We start from the raw sequence: 18,736 nt of genomic DNA, 5'->3' as shown, positions 1-18,736 counted from the left end.
ACCCGGCGACAACGCCGCCTTGTCGATAACCGCCATCCGTCCCACCGGGGATACTCCGCCATGAAATTCCGCGCCTGCCTTGCCTCCCTGCTGCTTGCGATGCTGTCCGCGCCCCAGGCTCCGGCGGCCACCCCCGACGCCGCGAAGACGCTGAACTACGTCCACCATGCCTGGTCCACGCTCACCCGCCGGATGGACGACTGCTCCGCCTTCGGCAAGGGGCCGGGCGACACGCAACTCGCCGTCTACCTGCCGCAGCAGTTGCCTATGCCGGGCGCGCTTCCGCGCATCGCGGCGGCCTGCCATGTCGAAGTGCACCGGCTGCCGCAGGCGATACGCCAGCTCGGCGATTTCGATCCCGCCACGCTGCCGCTGCAAGGCCTGCTCTACCTGCCGCATCCCTATGTGGTGCCCGGCGGCTTCTTCAACGAGATGTACGGCTGGGACAGCTACTTCATCGAGCTGGGCCTGCTCGCCGATCACCATGAGGCACTGGCGCGCGACATGGTGGACAACGCACTGTTCGAGGTGCAGCACTACGGCGGCGTGCTCAACGCCAACCGCAGCTACTACCTCAGTCGTTCGCAGCCGCCGTTCCTCGGCGCGATGATGGCCGCGCTGCTGGACGCCCCCGCCAGCTTCCGCGACGACGCCGACAAGCGCACCTGGCTGGCGCAGGCTTATCCGCTGGCGGTGCGCAACCACGACCTGTGGATGCGCCCCGAACACCGCGCCGGCGATACCGGCCTGGCGCGCTACTTCGACTACGGCCACGGCCCGGTGCTGGAAGCGCACGACGCCAGCTATTACCAGGGCGTGATCCGCTGGTTGCTGGCGCATCGCGCGGACGACCCCGGCTACCTCCTCAAGGCATCGCAACACCCCGATGCCGCCGAAGCGGCGCGCCTGAAAACCGCCAGCTGCGACGTCGCGGCATCGAAGGCCTGCGCCGAGGCGTGGGTCGATGGCTACCGCCTCACCGCCGACTACTACCTCGGCGATCGCGCGATGCGCGAATCGGGCTTCGACGTGAACTTCCACTTCGGCCCGTTCGCCGGCGCCACCCATCACTACGCCCCGGTGGATCTGAACAGCCTGCTCTACCGCTACGAGCACGACCTGCACGATTTCGCCGCCGCGCTCGGCAAGGCGGCCGACGCGACACGCTGGGCGCAGGCCGCGGCTGCGCGCAAGGCGGCGATGGACCGCTACCTTTGGCAGCCTGCGCAGGGCATGTACATGGACTACGACTTCGTCGCGGGCAAGCCGTCGCGAGATCCCTACCTCTCCACCTTCTATCCGCTATGGGCCGGCGCTGCTTCCACCGCACAGGCGCAGGCCGTGCGCGGCAAGCTCGCGCTGTTCGAGCAACGCGGCGGCCTGGCCATGAGCACGCACGTCACCGGCGCGCAGTGGGACGCACCCTACGGCTGGGCGCCGACCAACTGGCTCGCCATCGCCGGCCTGGACGCCTATGGCTTCCACGACGACGCGCACCGCCTCGCCGGCAAGTTCATGGCCACCGTCGATCGCAGCCTCGCCGCGGACGGCACCATCCGCGAGAAATACAACATGACGCTGGGCAACGCCGACGTGAAAGTGAGCGCGGGCTACACCGCCAACGTCATCGGCTTCGGCTGGACCAACGGCGTGTACCTGAAGCTGCGGCAGCTGCTGGATGGCAGCACCGGAAAATCCGCAAGCCAGCCGACCACGACACCGTGAACTCCACCCGCTCCCGCGAGGCATCGCCATGCGCCACCGGCATCTTTCGTGCATCGTCCTGCTGCTTTGCGGCAGCCTGGCCGCCACTGCGCAGGACGCCAGGCCCGGGGTGAAACCCGACGGCACCGTCACCGCCCCCACCACCAGCGTGCCCTACTCCGCGCTCGCCTCGCCGCAGGCGCGCGCGTTCTTCCCGAAAATGCTCGCCGCGGGCGCCAAGGCGCCGCCGATCACCGCGCCGATCGCCGAGAGCCGCGCCTTCTACGACCGCATGAACAGCGACCGTGCCGCGCGCATGGAGAAGCTCTACCCGGTGCAGGTACGCCACCAGACGATCGCCGGCGTGGGCGCCGACGTGGTGCTGCCCGCACAAGGCGTGGCACCGGAAAACCGCCGCCGCGTGCTGCTGAACCTGCACGGCGGCGCCTTCCTGTGGGGCGCGCACAGCGGCGCGCTGGTCGAGTCCATCCCGATCGCCAGCCTCGGCCGCATCGAGGTGATCGGCGTGGACTACCGGCAGGGTCCGGAATACAGCTACCCCACCGCCAGCGTGGACGTCGCGACGGTCTACCGCGAGCTGCTGAAAACCCATCGCCCGGAACAGATCGGCATCTACGGCTGCTCGGCCGGCGGCATTCTCACCGGCCAGGCGGTGGCGCGCTTCATCCACGACGGGCTACCCGTACCCGGCGCCATCGGCATGTTCTGCGGCGCGCTGCTGGACCTTGCCGGCGACGCGTCCTTCGTCGCACCGCTGCTCAACGGCCAGGGCGTACCGGCGCATCCGCTCGGCCTCGACGCGCTGCCGTATTTCCACGGCGCGGACCCGCACGACCCGTTGCTGCAGCCCGGCCTGTCGCCCGCGCTGCTGGCGAAATTCCCGCCCGCGCTGCTGATCACCGGCACACGCGACATGGCGCTGAGCTCGGTGGTGCGCAGCAACGAGCTGCTTCGCCAGGCCGACGTGCCCACCGAACTGCGCGTATGGGAGGGCATGTGGCACGCGTTCTTCTCCGACCCGGAGCTGCCGGAGTCGCAGCAGGCCTACACCGCCATCACCGCCTTCTTCGACCACCATCTGGCCCGCTGAGCCGGGACGCGGCCGCCCGCTCCGCGCTTTGCCCCCCGTCGGCGCCGCGGGTATCCTCACCGCACTCCCGCCACCACCGCCACAGCCCATGAGCCAGCAGACCGTCCTGGTCATCGACGACGAGCGCGACATCCGCGAACTGCTCACCATCACGCTGGGGCGGATGGACTTGCAGGTCGACGCCGTGGGCACCGTCGCCGAGGCGCGCCGCTCACTGGCCGACAAGGCCTACGACCTCTGCTTCACCGACATGCGCCTGCCCGACGGCACCGGCCACGAGATCGTCGAGCACATCGCCGCCAACCACCCGGAGATGCCGGTGGCGATGATCACTGCCTACGGCAACGTGGACGCCGCGGTGAACGCGCTGAAGGCCGGCGCCTTCGACTTCGTCTCCAAACCGGTGGACATCCAGATGCTGCGCCAGCTGGTGCGCACCGCGCTGCGCCTGGCCGAGGAGCGGCGCAGCGGCAAGGCCGCGGCGAAGGCCGGCAACGCGGGCGAGCGCTTGATCGGCGACTCGTCGGCGATGCAGATGGTGCGCGCCACCATCGCCAAGCTCGCGCGCAACCAGGCGCCGGTGTACATCGCCGGCGAATCCGGCGTGGGCAAGGAACTGGTGGCCCGGCTGATCCACGAACAAGGTCCGCGCGCCACAGGCCCCTTCGTGCCGGTCAACTGCGGCGCGATCCCGTCCGAACTGATGGAAAGCGAGTTCTTCGGCCACAAGAAGGGCAGCTTCACCGGCGCGCACACCGACAAGGAAGGCCTGTTCCAGGCCGCGCACGGCGGCACGCTGTTCCTCGACGAAGTGGCGGAGCTGCCGCTGCACATGCAGGTGAAGCTGCTGCGCGCGATCCAGGAGAAGGCGGTGCGCCCGATCGGCGCGCGCGAGGAGGTGCCGGTGGACGTGCGCATCCTCTCTGCCACACACAAGAACCTCGCCGCCCTGGTCGAACAAGGCCAGTTCCGCCAGGACTTGTTCTACCGCATCAACGTGATCGAGCTGCGCGTGCCGCCGCTGCGCGAACGCCGCGGCGACGTGCCGCTGCTGGCCAGCTTCATTCTGCAAGGCCTCTCGCGCAAGGACGGCGGCAACCCGCGCCAGCTGCTGGCCGAGGCGCGGCAGGCGCTGGAAGGCTATGACTTCCCCGGCAACGTGCGCGAGCTGGAAAACATCCTCGAGCGCGCCACCGCGATGTGCGACGGCGAGCACATCGACGCCAGCGACCTGATGCTGCCGCAGCGCATGCCGCGCGCCGAGACCGCGCCAGCCGGCGCAGGTCAGCCGGCACCGGCCGCGACAGCAGCAGCGCCGGCCCCAGCTGGCGACGGCGGTCTGGACGACTACATCAGCAACCTCGAACGCGGCGCGATCGTGAAGGCGCTGGAAGAATCGCGCTACAACAAGACCGCCGCCGCGAAAAAGCTCGGTATCACATTCCGGGCACTGCGCTACAAGCTGAAGAAGCTAGGCATCGATTGACGCCGCCGGCCCCCTGAAAAGACTGGGAGAGGCCCATGCTTTCTCCCCTCGCCCGCTTGCGGGAGAGGGGAGACGCGCAAATGCAGCACCGCGCGGGCATCCCACGCGCTCTCCGGCAGGAAACAAGCGTTGAGCTGGTCAGTCCACAGCGTCGACCAGCGCCAACCTGAGCGAGCGCAGCAGCGTTCGCGTGGTGACCGGCTTGTCGAGCACGTGCAGGCGCGGCAGCGGCGGCAGTTCGCCGAGGTTCGGTGGTGCGTCGGGGCGTACCAGCATCACCACCGCCCCGGTGTAGCCCTGCTCGATCAGTGCGCCCAGCGTGCGCACGCCGGTGAACAGGTTCATGTCGGCGTCCATCAGCACCAGGTCGGGCAGGCCGTGCGCACCGATCCACTGCAGCGCGGCGGTGCCGCTCTGGCTGGCATGGGCCTGGTAGCCCCATGCATCCAGCGTGTCGCTGAGCAGGGACAGCTGGCTGGCCGCCTCGGCCACCACCAGCACCTGCTCGGCAGCGCCCTCGAGGTTGTCGTTGTCGTCGCCGTTCGACTCGGCTGCGTCCGCCGCCGCTTCCTGCAGCGGGATGTACAGGTCGAAGCGGGTGCCGTGGCCCGTCACGCTGTCCACCCGCATCACGCCGCCGTGGCTGGCTACGATGCGCCGGCATGACAGCAGGCCCAGGCCGGTGCCGGTTTCCTTGGTGGTGAAGAACGGTTCGAACAGCCGCGCCAGCACTTCGCGGCTCATGCCGGGGCCATTGTCGATTACGCTGAGGCGCAGGTGCCGGCCGGGACGCTGCTGTTCCTCAGATACGAAGAACTCCGCATCGAGCCGTTCCTGCGCCGTCTCTATGCGCAGCTGGCCGCCTTCCGGCATCGCCTGGATCGCGTTGAGGCAGAGGTTGAGCAGGCACTGCTGCAGCTCGGTATGGTTGCCGGCGAACGTGAGCTCGGGCGCATCGACCGCCATTTCCATGTCGATCGCGCGTGGCACGCTGCCCTGCAGCAACAGGCCCAGCGCATCCATCAGCGCTCCCAGGCGCACCTGCTCGGCGCGCCGCGCGCCCCGTGCGAAGGACAGCATCGACTGCACCATGTCCAGCCCGCGCTTGCCGCAGTCGCGCACCAGCGCGCCCAGACGCGCCAGCTGCGGATCGTCGGCATGATCGCGCAGGCTTTCGCCCGCCAGCAGCAGCGGCTGCAACAGGTTGCGCAGGTCGTGGCTGAGTCCGCCGGCCAGCATCGCCAGGCTCTCGAAGCGCTGTGCGCGGATCAGCTCGGCCTGGGCGCGATGGCTGGCGCGCCGCTCTGCGGCCTCAGCCAGTGCGCGCCGCACCGCGCTGGCGAGGCGCGCGGGATTCTGCTTGAGGATGTAGTCGGTGGCGCCGTTGTGCAGCGCCTCGATCGCCGCCTCCTCGCCCAGCGTGGCGGAAACGAAGATGAAGGGCAGGTCCGTGTCGTGCAGGCGCAGCAGTTCCAGCGCGCGCTGCCCGGAGAACCCCGGCAGGCTGAGGTCGGACAGCACGATGTCGGGCACGAACTCGTGCAGCGCGACGACATAGGCCTCCTCGCTGTCGACCACGCGCGCGTCGTGGGCGAGCTCGTCGTTGTCGAGCTCGGCCAGCGCCAGTTCGGCGTCGTTGTGGTTGTCCTCCACCAGCAACACCCGGATCAGGCGCGCCGCGTGGTCGTGCGGACCGTGCATGCGTTCTCCCCTCGCCTCGGCGCCGCCGCGTCAGTCCTGCTCCGGCGCCTGGTTCAGCACCGCCCAGAACTGTCCCAGCGTGCGTACCGCGGTGAAGAACTGGTCCACATCCACCGGTTTGATCACGTAGGCATTGACGCCAAGGTCCCAGCTGCGCGCGAGGTCGCTTTCCTCTCGCGAGGAGGACAATATCACCACCGGGATGCGCCGCAGCTTTTCGTCGGCGCGCATCCGGGTGAGTACTTCCAGGCCGTCCATGCGCGGCATCTTGATATCCAGCAGCACCACCGCGGGATTGCCCGGTTCGCGCGTGGCCCACGCGCCGCGGCACTGCAGCCAGTCCATGCACTCCACGCCGTCCTCGAGATGCACTACCGGGTTGGCGAGATTGGCTTCGCGCAGCGCGTCCAGCGACATTTCGGCATCGGCCATGCTGTCTTCGACCAGCAGGATGGTGCGGATGTAGCGATTCATCATGGGCTTCTCTCGGGTGATGCGCCGGACAGGTCCCGTGCCGGCAGCGAAAAGTGGAAGCGTGCGCCCCGGTCCGGCTCGGACTCGGCCCAGACCCGGCCGCCGTGGCGGGCGAGGATGCGCCGTACGTTCGCCAAACCGATGCCGTTGCCGGGGAAATCCGAGGCGCGATGCAGGCGCTGGAACACGCCGAACAGCTTGTCGGCGTATTGCATGTCGAAGCCGGCGCCGTCGTCGCTCACGGTGAATTCGTAGTCGCCGTTGCGATTGCGCTGTACGTCCACCGCGATGTGCGCGAGCTCGCGCTGGCCGGTGTACTTCACCGCATTGCCTATCAGGTTCTGCCACACCGTGCGCAGCATGTTCTCGTCGCCCACCACGATCGGCAGCGGCGCGATCGACCACGCGATGCGCCGGTCCGCGCCCTCCGCCTCGCATAGTGCACGCGCCTCTTCGACCAGCGACTGCATGTCCACCGGCTGCAGCCGCAGCGCGCCGCGGCCGAGGCGCGAGAACACCAGCAAGTCATCGATCAGCTGCGCCATGCGCTGCGCCGAGTTGCCGATCACGTCGAGGTAGTGGCTGCCGGTGTCGTCCACCCGTTCGCCCAGGTGCTGGCGCAGTTTGCGCGCGAAACCGGCGATGTGGCGCAGCGGCGCACGCAGGTCGTGCGAGACGGAGTAGCTGAACGCCTCCAGCTCGCGGTTGACGTCGGAAACCTGCGCCACCTTGCCTTCCAGCTGATGGTTCAGCTCGCTGACCTTCTGCTCGGCCAATGCGCGCGCGGTGACGTCGCTCACCGTCAGCAGCAGCGCCTGTGCGTCGCTGTCCTGCTGCTGGATGCGCCGGGCGTTGATCACCACGTGGCGGTCCACGCCGTCGGCGGTGCGCTGCACCAGCTCGTAGTCCCACAGTTCGCGGTTGCGCAGCAGCACGTCGTTGAGCCGCTGCAGCAGCGCGCCGTCGCTCCAGGCGCCATCGCCGATCTGCGGCAGCGGCAACGCGCGTTGGTGCTTCGGGTCCAGCCCGTACAGCTCGCTGAAGGCGGCGTTCACCAGCAGGCTGCGCAGTTGCTCGTCGAACAGCGCGATCGGCTCGCGTACCGCCTGCACGATCATCTGCGAGCGGAGCACCGCGCGGCCTTCGCGGGTTTCCGCCAGCTGGCGCTTGCCGATCTGCCGTTCGGAGGAAATCACCACCACGATCAGCAGCACCAGCTGGGCCAGCGCGGTGAGCCCGAGCACGAACTGGCTGCGGGTCACCTGCTGCACGACGTCGCGGGTGCGGTCGGCCAGCAGGCGGTCCTCGGTCTGTGCGATGCCGTCGATCAGCACGTGCATGTGAAACAGGTCGCCGGTGTCGCGCAGCGACTGCCGCGCGCCATCGGTGTCGCCCTTGCGCAGCCGCGCCAGCGCCTGGTCCACCAGGGTGACGCGGCCGTTGGTGACGCTTTCCAGCGCGCCGATGCGCGCCTGCTGGTCGGGGTTGTCGCGGGTCAGGGTGCGCAACTGCGCCAGCAGGGCCGGCACCTGGTCCCTGGCGCTGCCGGCACGCTGCCCGGTCGCCGCGTCGCCGTCGCCGGCCAGGATGCGGTAGCACGCCGCCTCGCTGTCGCGGATCAGGTAGGCGATGCGGTAGGTGACCGCCTTGACCATGCTGGCATGGTTGAGCCAGAGGTTGGTCTGCTGCGTTTCGTCGGCCATCACTCGTGTGGCGAGATACGGCAGCGCCACGATGACGACCATCGCGAGCAGCAGACCGGCGACACGCCAGCGCAGCAGACCCCTGACTTTCATTGGACAGTCGTCATCGGCGGCTCCTGCCCGGCGTCGCCCGGGCCGTGTCGGGCACCGGGCTATTCTGCGCAGGTTTTGCCGCCAGCCACCAGCCCGGCGAGGCGGCGGTTCACGGCCGGTAGGCGCTCATCGCCGCCGGCCGCGCCGACACTGCCGCGCCCCACTGGCGATTCGGTTCGGCCTGCATCACGAAACGCAGCTCGCCGCCGGCGAGGATCTCGCCGTGGCGCAGGTAGACCCGGTCCAGCGGCTTGCCGTTCAGCGTGACCTGGCCGACATAAGGATGCGCATCGTCCAGGTGCTCGGCCACGACAGTGAACGTGTGGCCATTCGGCAGATGCAGCACCGCCTTCGGCACGAACGGCCGGCCGATCGCGTATTCGACGCTGGCCGGCGTCACCGGGTAGAAGCCCAGCGCGGTGAAGATGTACCAGGCCGACATCTGGCCGAGGTCGTCGTTGCCGACCAGGCCATCCGGACCGACGTGGTACTGGCTGTCCATGATCTGCTTCAGCCGCTGCTGCGTCTTCCACGGCGCGCCGGCATAGTCGTACAGGTAGGCGATGTGGTGGCTGGGCTCGTTGCCGTGGGCGTACCAGCCGATCAGGCCGGTGATGTCCTCCACGTTCTTGAAGATGGCCGGGTCGACCTTGGCGTCGAACAACTGGTCGAGCTTGCCGACGAACTTCGCATCGCCGCCGTAGGCGGCCACCAGCCCGGCGACGTCCTGCGGCACGTACCAGGAGTACTGCCAGGCATTGGCCTCGGTGTAGTCGCTGCCGTAGGCGGCGGAAGCGGGATCGAACGGCGTGCGGAACTGGCCGTTGCTCAACCTGGCGCGCATGAAGCCGGTCTGCGGATCCCACACGTTGCGCCAGTTGGCCGCGCGTTTTTCGAAGCTGGCATAGACGTCGTTCTTGCCCATGGCCTTGGCCATCTGCGCGACCGCCCAGTCGTCGTAGGCATATTCCTGGGTCTTGGAACCGGCCTCGGTTTCCTTGTCGATCGGCACGTAGCCGAGCTTCATGTAATCGGCGAGGTCGCCGTAATTGCCGTAAGTGGCGGTGGACACCATCGCCTTCAGCGCGGCATTAGCGTCGTAGCCGCGCACGCCTTTGACGTAGGCGTCGGCGATGATCGCCACGGCGTGGTAGCCGGTCATGCACCAGGTCTCCAGGCCCTGGTACGCCCATACCGGCAGCATGCCGAACGGGCTGTCCTGCTGCGTGGCGATCAGCGAGCGGATGAACTGCGTGCTGAGGTCGGGCCGAAGCAGCACCATCAGCGGCTCCTCGGCGCGGTAGACGTCCCACATCGACCAGCTGGAATAGAAGTCGTACGCCCCTTGCTTGTCCTGGGCCTTGTGTACCTGATGGTCGGGGCCGCGGTATTCGCCGTTGACGTCCATGCTCAGCGTGGGTGCGAGCATCGCGTGGTACAGCGAGGTATAGAAGCCGGTGCGCTGCGCCGGCGTACCCTCCACGTCAATCACGGACAGCGCCTTGTTCCATGCCGCGGTGGCATCGGTGCGGCGGGCGTCGAAATCCCAGCCCTTGCCGTCCTGGTCGAGATTGGCGATGGCGTTGGCCTCGCTCACCGGCGAGATCGCCACCTTCGCCAACAGCGGCTTGTCGAGCTTGCCGAAGTCGAACACGCCCTCCAGCGCGCGGCCGTTCTCGGCGTCATGGTCCTCGGCCTGGTTGCCCGGCCCCTGGAACCCCTTGTAGACCACGTTCGTCTCGCGGTCGTACAGCGTGCGCGAGACCATCGGCTGCGAGAAGCGCATCGCGAAGCACAGCTCGCGTCCCGGCGCCCAGCCGCGCGTCGTGCGGCAGCCGCTGACGGTGCCATCGGCGCCTACGCGCAGGCGCGACCACAGCACCTTGCCGGAGTAGTCGTAGATGCTGGGACGCAGGTCCAGCAATACGTGCGCGGGCCGGTTCTTCGGAAACGTGTAGCGATGCCAGCCGACGCGCCGCCCCGCGGTGAGTTCGGCGCGCACACCGTAATCGGAAAGCGTCACCGCGTAGTAGCCGGCCTGCTCTACCTCGCTGTCGTGGCTGAAGCGCGAGCGGTAGCCGCTGCCCGGTTTGTCCGGTTCGCCCGGGTCCAGCTTCACGTCGCCGGCGACCGGCATCACCAGCACGTCGCCCAGGTCCGAATGGCCGGAGCCGGAGAAATGCGTGTGCGAGAAACCCATGATGCTGGGGTCGCCGTACTGGTAACCGGCAGCCCATTTGTAGGCGTGCTTGAAGTCCGGCATCGCGGTGTCGGGCGAGAGCTGGATCATCCCGAACGGCACGGTGGCGCCAGGAAAGGTGTGGCCGTCGCCGCCGGTGCCGATGCGCGGATCGACCGCGGCCGCATGGCCATTGGCCGCCAGAGCGCCGGTGGAGAGCAGGGCCAGGGAAGCCGCCAGTGCAACCGTCTGCCATGCGCGCGGATCATGATGTTTCATTGGGGGCTCCCCTTGCGTCGAAATTTGGATCGTTCCAAGCTGCAGACGCTAACACCGGGCCTCGCGCCCGCGCATGTTGCATCGCGGAACCATCCCACTCCCGGTTCCGGTACATTTTGATCGTTCCAATTGCCCATAACGACGAGCATGGCCACGGACAGTACGCCTCACGCCAATCGCAAGGTCACCCTCGCCGACATCGCCGCAGGCTGCGACGTGTCGCGCGCCACCGTGTCGCTGGTGCTGCGCGGCAGCCCGCTGGTGAACAAGCTCACCCGCGCGCGGGTCGAGGAGGAGCTGCGCCGGCAGGGCTACGTCTACAACCGGGCTGCGGCCAATCTGCGCCGGCGCACCTCGTCCAGCATCGCGCTGGTGCTGAACGACCTCGCCAATCCGTTCTTCGCCGAGTTTGCCACGGGCGTGGACGAAGCACTCGGCGGCGCGGGCTACGTCACCTTGCTGGGCAGCACCGGCGAATCGAATGCCCGCGAGCAGGCCGTGCTCGCCTCGCTGCTTGAACACGACCCGGCCGGCATCATCCTGTCGCCTGCCGAGGGCAGCGCCGCTGCGCGGGTGCTGGCCACGGTGGGCATGCATACGCCGCTGCTGCTGTTCAACCGCGAACTCGCCGGCGAGGCTTCGTCCGAGGCGCCCTGGGACCGGCTGATGCTGGACAACCAGCGCGGCGCGCGGCTCGCCACCGAACACCTGATCGCGCTGGGCCAGAAGCGCATCGCCTTCTTCGGCGGCCACCAGGGCTCCAGCTCCTGCCAGCAGCGCCATGCCGGTTATGTCGAGGCGATGCGGGCGGCCGGGCTGACCATCGAGCCGCACTGGCGCATCGAGTGCGCTCCGAACCGCGTGGACGCGGCAGCACAATGCGGCGCGCTGTTCTTCGACGCGCCCGCGCCCACCGCGGCGGTCTGCTACAACGACGCGGTGGCGCTGGGCCTGATGCTGGGCCTGTACCAGCGCGGCATGCAGCCAGGGCGCGACTTCGCCGTCACCGGCTTCGACGATATCGCCGAAGCCGCCTTGAGCGCGCCGCCGCTCACCACGCTCGCCTCCAAGCCGCGCGCGCGCGGACGCCAGGCGGCCGAACTGCTGCTGCAACGCCTGCGCGACCCGCAGGCGACGCCAGAACGCACCATCGCACCGGTGCAACTGGTGGTACGCGCCAGCAGCTGCCCGCCGACCAGCGCCTGAGCGCGCCCACCGACCAGGGGAACCGCATGGCCTTCGCCTCCGCACCACAACCTTCGCTAGCCGCCAATGACAGCGCCGGCAACGGCCGCTTCACCGATTACCCGGCGGCGATGGCGTCCTGCACGCTGATCTTCTTCATGTGGGGCTTCCTGACCAGCCTCAACGACGTGCTGATCCCCCACCTGAAAGCACTGTTCACGCTCGACTACTCCCAGGCGATGCTGGTCCAGTTCGTCTTCTTCGGCGCCTACTTCCTGATGTCGCTGCCGGCCGGCAAGCTGGTGGAACGGATCGGCTTCAAGTTCGGCATGGTCACCGGCCTGCTGATCGCGGGTATCGGTGCGGCGATGTTCTGGCCGGCCGCGCAGTGGCGGAACTACGACCTGTTCCTCGCGGCCTTCTTTGTGCTCGCCACTGGCATCACGGTACTGCAGGTCGCGGCCAATCCCTACGTCGGCCTGCTCGGGCCGGAGCGCACCGCGTCCAGCCGGCTGACCCTGGCGCAGACGCTCAACTCGTTCGGCACCACGCTGGGGCCGAAGCTGGGGGGCATGGTGATCCTCGGCACCATCCTCGGCGCGGATCAGCTCGGCAAGCTGAGCGACGCGCAGCTCGCCGCCTACCACGTGCAACAGGCACAGCTGGTGCAGGTGCCTTACCTGGTGCTGGCCGCGCTGCTGGTGCTGCTGGCGGTGTTCGTCTGGTGGGTGCGCCTGCCTTCGCGGCTGGGCCAGGTGGCTGCCGACGATGGCAGCCATTCGCTGTGGGATGCGCTGCGCGTGCCGCACGTCGCCTACGCGGTGCTGGCGATCTTCTGCTATGTCGGCGCGGAGGTATCCATCGGCAGCTTCCTGATCAGCTACCTGTCGCAGCCGGAAATCGGCAACATCAGCGAAGCCCACGCAGCCGACTACGTGGCCTACTACTGGGGCGGCGCGATGCTGGGGCGCTTCGTCGGCACCTTCCTGCTGGCCCGCTTCAATCCGCGCCAGCTGCTGGCGCTGTTCGCCGCCATCGCCGGTGCGTTGGTGCTGACCAGCATGCTCAGCCACCACGCCCTGGCGATGTACAGCATCGTGGCGGTGGGCCTGTTCAACTCGATCATGTTCCCGACCATCTTCGCGCTCGGCATCGAGCGCCTCGGCCCGCTGACCGACAAGGCTTCCAGCCTGCTGGTGATGGCTATCGTCGGCGGTGCCGTGATCCCGAAACTGCAGGGCATGCTGGCCGACCACATCGGCATCCATCCGGCCTTCGTACTGCCGGTGCTTTGCTACGCCTACATCGTCTTCTACGGCCGCCGCGGATCGAAGATCCGCGAGCTCGCCACCAGCCCGAAGTGATCCCGCCCCATGCCTTCCGTACTCTGCTTCGGTGAAGCACTGATCGATTTCCATGCCGAGGGCCGCGACCCGCACGGCTATCCGCGCGCCTTCGTGCCCTTCGCCGGCGGCGCACCCGCCAACGTGGCGGTGGCCGTGGCCAAGCTGGGCGGTGGTGCACGCTTCGCCGGGATGCTGGGCACCGACCTGTTCGGCGACCTGCTGCTGGACAGCCTGCACCATGCCGGCGTGGGCACCCGCGACGTGGCGCGCACCGGCGAGGCGAACACCGCGCTGGCCTTCGTGGCGCTGGACGCGCACGGCGAACGCAGCTTCAGCTTCTATCGGCCGCCCTCGGCCGACCTGCTGTTCCGGCCCGAGCACTTCCACGCCGACGCCTTCAACGACACCGCGGTGTTCCATGTCTGCTCCAACAGCATGACCGAACCCGCCGCCGCGGAAGCCACCCGCGAAGGCATGCGCCGCGCCCATGTCGCCGGCGCCCTGGTCAGCTTCGATCTCAACCTGCGCCCCGCGCTGTGGCCGCGCGACGCCGATGCACGCACCCAGGTGTGGCCGGCGCTGCAACTGGCGGACCTGGTGAAGCTCAGCGCCGAGGAATTCGCCTGGCTGGCGGTGGACGGCGAAGACGCCGTGCTGGAACGCCTGTGGCAGGGCCGCACGCGCCTGCTGGTGGTCACCGACGGCCCGAACCCGCTGCGCTGGTTCCATCCCGACGCCGAGGGCGAACTGCCCGCCTACCGCGTGCCCGCCGTGGACAGCACCGCGGCAGGCGATGCCTTCGTCGGCGGCCTGCTGCAGCAGCTGACCGAGCAGCGAGTCGGCCCGGACGACCTCGACACCTTGGTCGCCACCTTGCCGCGCCTGCACACGCTGTTGCGCCACGCCGCCGCCGCCGGCGCGCTGGCGGTGACGCGGCAGGGCTCGTTCGCCTCGCTGCCGAATACCGAAGAAGTCCTCGCTTTCATGGAAACGCACGCATGAGTTCCGTCCTTCCCGCCACACCCCTGCCGGATTTCCGATCGCCGGCCTTCCTGCGCCGGCACATCGCCGACACCATGGCGTTCTATCACCCGCACGCGATCGACCCGGCCGGCGGCTTCTTCCACTACTACAAGGACGACGGCACGATCTACGACCGCAACCACCGCCACCTGGTGAGCAGCACGCGCTTCGTCTTCAACTACGCCATGGCGGCGATCGAGTTCGCCGGCGACGCAAAGCTCGCCGCCGAGTACCGCGATGCCGTGCGCCACGGCCTGCGCTACCTGCGCGACGTGCACCGCAATGCGCAGAGCGGCGGCTACGCGTGGACGATCCGCGACGGCAAGGCCGAAGACCGCACCAACCACGCCTACGGCGTCGCCTTCGTGCTGCTGGCCTATTCCAGCGCGCGCAAGGCCGGCATCGCCGAAGCCGCCGCGTGGATGGACGAGACCTGGGAGCTGCTGGAACAGCGCTTCTGGGATGCCGAAGCCGGCCTGTACCGCGATGAGGCCGACGCCGACTGGCACTTCAGCAGCTACCGTGGCCAGAACGCCAACATGCACATGTGCGAGGCGATGCTGGCCGCGTACCAGGCCAGCGACGAGCCACGCTACCTCGAGCGCGCGCTCACGCTCGCCGACCACATGACGCGCCGCCAGGCCGCACTGGCCGACGGCCTGGTGTGGGAGCACTACGACGCGCAGTGGCGCATCGACTGGGATTACCACAAGGACGATCCGAAGCACCTGTTCCGCCCCTGGGGCTTCCAGCCCGGCCACCAGACCGAGTGGGCCAAGCTGCTGCTGATCCTCGAATCGCTGCTGCTGGAGCGCAACCGCGAGGAAAGCTGGCTGGTGCCCACCGCCCGCCACCTGTTCGACACCGCGGTGAAGCACGCCTGGGACGACACGCACGGCGGCCTGTGCTACGGCTTCGCCCCCGACGGCAGTGTGTGCGACGACGATAAGTACTTCTGGGTGCAGGCCGAATCGCTCGCCGCCGCCGCCCTGCTCCACGCACGCACCGGCGATGCCGCCTACGCCACGTGGTTCGACAAGCTGTGGGCCTACTCGTGGAAGCACTTTGTCGACCACGAGTACGGCGCCTGGTATCGCATCCTCACGGTCGATAACCGCAAATACAGCGACGAAAAGAGCCCCGCCGGCAAGGTGGACTACCACACCATGGGCGCGTGCTACGAACTGCTGCAGGTGTACGCCCGCTGACACCCGCCGCATCCGATTCCGGCTGACCCGATGCCCGCGCGAGCGGGCATCTTCTTTTCAGCGCACGGAAGATCGGACTGACACCGCGCCTGCGTCGGCGCGGCATCGCAGGCACCGCCTTCGCGGAAGCCCAAAAAAGAACGCCCCGGCCGAAGCCGGGGCGTGGGGCAAGTTCAACCTGAGAGGGATCAGTCGAACTTGTAATCGAACGACAGGAACATTTCGCGGCCGGTGTACTCGTCGGCGGTCTGGTTGGTCGGCACGAACTCGAAGCCACCGGAGTAGTACGGGATCGCCCCCATCTTGTCGAAGATGTTGGACACCGTGAAGGTGACCTTGGTCTCCGGGTTGATCTGCCAGCCGATCGAGCCGTTCCAGGTGATCCATGGCGGGACACGGCCCGTGTACATGGTGTCGTTCACGACCTGGGTGCCGCCGTTGTACGACACCGTGCAGACGCCGGTGCTGTAAACGGTGCCGTCGGCCGCGGTAGCCGTGCCCATGCCCGGCTGGATGCCGTTGTCCAGCACGTTGCAGCCGCCGTAGTTGTTGGCGCGCACGCTGCCGACACGCACGCCGGAGATCGACGCGCTCCAGTCACCCTTGTGCCAGGTGCCCATCCACGTGACCCTGCTCGCCGCGTTGTTGTAGCGGGTGTTCAACAGCGGATCGGAGGCCAGCACGCGCTGCTTGTACGAGAGGTTGTCGGTGTAGACGATGCTGGTGGTGAAGTCGCCGTAATTCTCGCTGCGCCACTTGTAGTCCAGCGAGGCATCCACGCCGCTCACGTACAGCGAAGCCTCGTTGATCGGGCCGGAGTGCACCGTATTGATGGTGCCGTCCGCATTGCGCTGGACCATGCCGATCACCATCTGGCAATACGCCGAACCCGGATCATGCGCCGTGTATGGCTCCAGCGTGCTGGTGCCCACGACCTGCAAGCCGGTAAGACAACCTGCCTCGTCCTTCAGCACCGTGCCGTTATCGAGGTACTGGATGGAGTTGTCCACGCCCATGTGCCAGTAGTCGGCGGATATCGACAAGCCCTCGACGCCCGGCACCTGCCACACGAAACCGTAGGTCCAGGAGTGACCGGTTTCCGGCAGCAGCAACTTGTTGCCACCCGTCAGCGACGTGTAGTACTGCGACTGCGGACGCTGGATGTTGGGGTTGCACCACGTGTTGTTGGTATCGCCTGCCTGAAGCGCCTTGATGCAGGTCAGGTTATCCGCATAGATGCCCACCGGCACGGTGGAGCCGGTCTGGTAGACCGCCTGCATGTCCGGCGCCTTGAAGTTGGTGCCGTAGCTGCCGCGGATCAGCAAGCTGTCGATCGGACGCCACTCGAGACCGGTGCCCCAGGTGCGGGCCACGTCGGCGCGGCTGTGGTCGTTGTACTTGTCCAGGCGGCCAGAGATGGTCCAGGTCAGCGAATCAAGGATCGGCACGCGGAACTCCGTGCCCAGCGAGTAGCGCTGGCGGTTGCCGGCACCGGTGTTGTCCGAATAGAACGGATTCACGAAGGTCGCCGAATTCGATGCGCGCGCGTCGGGCGAAAGCTGGAAGCCGTTGTGCGCGGCTTCCAGCACCGCCGCCCAGCCCACCGACTGGTCCACCCACGGCAACTTGAACAGGTCGCCGTTGATGCGGAACTGCGCCTGGTCCAGCCACGATGCCGCGCTGTCCTGTCCATTGACCGAGAACTGGCTGTACTGCTGCGGCGTGATCGGACTCCACCACTGCTGCCAGTTCATCGCGTAGACGGGCATGCCACCATTGGTACCCAGTTGCGGGCCGAGGAAGAAATTGTTCGCGGCCTGCTGATTGAAGGCCGTGTAGTCCTCATGCACGATGTACTTCTGGGTGTTGAGGCTCAAATCCCAGTTGAAGTTGCCGTCGAACATGGTGCCGCGCACACCGGCGGTGATATTCCAGTTCTGCTCGCGGTCATGGGTATTCATCGAGGTACCCGTTTCCTGCGCGGTGAACTGACGTGCGGCATTGCTGATGACCTGCCCCGAGGTCTGGTCGTAGAACCCGCCCGTTCCTATGCCCCACAACTGGGTGTTGGAAGTGCCCACCGAGTCGTACAGGGCCGCCGAACCGTAGAGTTGCAGGCCGTTCTTGAAGTCGTACTCGCCGGCCACGTAGCCATTGTTACTGCGGCTCCCCCCCGTCAGCACCCAGTTCTGGAACAAGGCGGGCTGCTTGCAGTAGTAGCCGAGGTCGGTCACACCGGTGACCTGGGTGCCATTGGTACTGACACTGTGCGCATGGTAGAGCTGCGAGTTGCTGAAGTTGCCGCAGGCACCCGTGTACTGCCCCGTGATGCTGCTCGTACCCGGCGTGATGTAATTGCCATTGGCGTCCGCCGCGAAGAGCGCGGGGCTGTCCGGGTAACCGAACATGCGGGCATTCGGATTCCAGGAGCCATAACCCGCATCGGATTCCGAATCCTGGTACGGACGATCCATGCCCCACATCGGCGAGCGGTTGGACTTCTCCACGTTGTAGAGGATGTGCCAGTTTTCGCCGGACTTGCCGCCGAAGAAGTTGACGTCGCCATAGGCGCGGCCACCGTGCTGCGCGCCGCCGCCGGTCACCTGCAATTCGTCACCCTGATAGTTCTTCTTCAGGATCACGTTGACCACGCCAGCCACCGCGTCCGAACCGTAGATCGACGAGGCGCCGGAGGCGAGGATTTCGACACGATCGATCATGCCGGTGGGGATGTTGCTGGGGTTCTGGAAGTTGCTTTTCGCGTACAACGGCTGCGGGTAATCCACCACGCGGACGCCGTCGATCATCAACAGGCTGAAGCCGGGACCCAGGCCGCGCAGGTTGAGCGGGCGCGCGTTGACCGCGGTGGCACCCCACGAAGCGGAATCCTGCACCTGCGGGCCCATCTGCGGCAGCGAGTCCAGGAATTCCCACATGGTGGTGAAGCCCTGCTGCTTGATCTGCGCGCCGGTGATGGTGACCACGGGCGCATCGCCCTCGATCTGCACGCGCGGGATCATCGAGCCGGTGACCGTGACGGTTTTCAGGTTCACGGCCTTCTGCTGGCTGGACGACGTGGCCTGCTGGGCGTTGGACTGGTTGTCACCCGATGCGGTCGCGGTCTGCCCGTAGGCGACCACTGGCGACAGCAGGGCGATGGAAAGCGCACTCACGAGTGCGTTGCGACGCAGTGCGATGGCATGACGCATGGAAACCCCTCCCTCAAACATGTTTGTTGTATTGG

General features: G+C 67.6%; 12 protein-coding genes. 7 read left to right on the top strand and 5 right to left on the bottom strand.

Annotated features, from left to right (window positions below):
- Positions 1-60 precede the first annotated feature (60 nt).
- From ISP14_RS03745 to ISP14_RS03735, 3 genes are all read left to right on the top strand, one after another.
- Complete coding sequence (locus tag ISP14_RS03745) at positions 61-1,725, top strand: trehalase family glycosidase (protein WP_404536377.1); 1,665 nt, start codon at positions 61-63, stop codon at positions 1,723-1,725.
- A gap of 28 nt (positions 1,726-1,753) precedes the next feature.
- Positions 1,754-2,815, top strand: a complete 1,062-nt coding sequence (locus ISP14_RS03740) for an alpha/beta hydrolase (RefSeq protein ID WP_404536375.1) — start codon at positions 1,754-1,756, stop codon at positions 2,813-2,815.
- An 88-nt stretch (positions 2,816-2,903) separates the two neighbouring features.
- Positions 2,904-4,301 (top strand): sigma-54-dependent transcriptional regulator, encoded by a 1,398-nt coding sequence (locus tag ISP14_RS03735; RefSeq protein ID WP_404536373.1) that lies wholly within the window; start codon positions 2,904-2,906, stop codon positions 4,299-4,301.
- A 138-nt stretch (positions 4,302-4,439) separates the two neighbouring features.
- Here ISP14_RS03735 and ISP14_RS03730 read toward each other — a convergent pair whose 3' ends face one another.
- From ISP14_RS03730 to ISP14_RS03715, 4 genes are all read right to left on the bottom strand, one after another.
- Entirely contained in the window at positions 4,440-6,002 is a 1,563-nt protein-coding gene (locus ISP14_RS03730; RefSeq protein ID WP_404536370.1) for a response regulator, read from the bottom strand.
- Positions 6,003-6,032: 30 nt separating this feature from the next.
- Complete coding sequence (locus tag ISP14_RS03725; RefSeq protein WP_404536368.1) at positions 6,033-6,479, bottom strand: response regulator; 447 nt, start codon at positions 6,477-6,479, stop codon at positions 6,033-6,035.
- Entirely contained in the window at positions 6,476-8,272 is a 1,797-nt protein-coding gene (locus ISP14_RS03720) for a sensor histidine kinase (RefSeq protein ID WP_404536366.1), read from the bottom strand. The genes ISP14_RS03725 and ISP14_RS03720 overlap by 4 nt, the downstream gene beginning before the upstream one ends.
- A gap of 109 nt (positions 8,273-8,381) precedes the next feature.
- Positions 8,382-10,730, bottom strand: coding sequence for a GH92 family glycosyl hydrolase (locus ISP14_RS03715; RefSeq protein WP_404536364.1), 2,349 nt, complete (start codon positions 10,728-10,730; stop codon positions 8,382-8,384).
- Between the two features lie 147 nt (positions 10,731-10,877).
- Here ISP14_RS03715 and ISP14_RS03710 point away from each other — a divergent pair, with 147 nt between their 5' ends.
- From ISP14_RS03710 to ISP14_RS03695, 4 genes are read left to right on the top strand one after another with little or no spacing between them, the layout of a single operon-like run.
- On the top strand, positions 10,878-11,936 hold the full coding sequence (locus ISP14_RS03710; RefSeq protein ID WP_404536362.1) for a LacI family DNA-binding transcriptional regulator: 1,059 nt from the start codon (positions 10,878-10,880) through the stop codon (positions 11,934-11,936).
- A gap of 26 nt (positions 11,937-11,962) precedes the next feature.
- Positions 11,963-13,279: an L-fucose:H+ symporter permease gene (gene fucP / locus ISP14_RS03705; protein ID WP_404536360.1), complete on the top strand. Its 1,317-nt coding sequence runs from the start codon at positions 11,963-11,965 to the stop codon at positions 13,277-13,279.
- Positions 13,280-13,288: 9 nt separating this feature from the next.
- A complete protein-coding gene (locus ISP14_RS03700) occupies positions 13,289-14,263 on the top strand; it encodes a carbohydrate kinase family protein (protein WP_404536358.1) in 975 nt (324 codons plus the stop codon).
- A complete protein-coding gene (locus tag ISP14_RS03695; protein WP_404536356.1) occupies positions 14,260-15,492 on the top strand; it encodes an AGE family epimerase/isomerase in 1,233 nt (410 codons plus the stop codon). Before ISP14_RS03700 ends, ISP14_RS03695 begins: the two co-directional genes overlap by 4 nt.
- A gap of 188 nt (positions 15,493-15,680) precedes the next feature.
- On the opposite strand, the gene ISP14_RS03690 is transcribed toward ISP14_RS03695, so the two are convergent.
- Positions 15,681-18,701 carry a TonB-dependent receptor plug domain-containing protein gene (locus ISP14_RS03690; protein WP_404536354.1) on the bottom strand — a complete coding sequence of 1,007 codons (3,021 nt, stop codon included), beginning with the start codon at positions 18,699-18,701 and terminating at the stop codon, positions 15,681-15,683.
- Positions 18,702-18,736: the final 35 nt, after the last annotated feature.

Source organism: Dyella agri (genome assembly GCF_044904705.1).
GTDB classification, from domain to species: Bacteria; Pseudomonadota; Gammaproteobacteria; order Xanthomonadales; family Rhodanobacteraceae; genus Rhodanobacter_A; species Rhodanobacter_A agri.
Note: the sequence above shows the minus strand (reverse complement) of the source record. Positions and strands in the feature narration are given on the sequence as shown.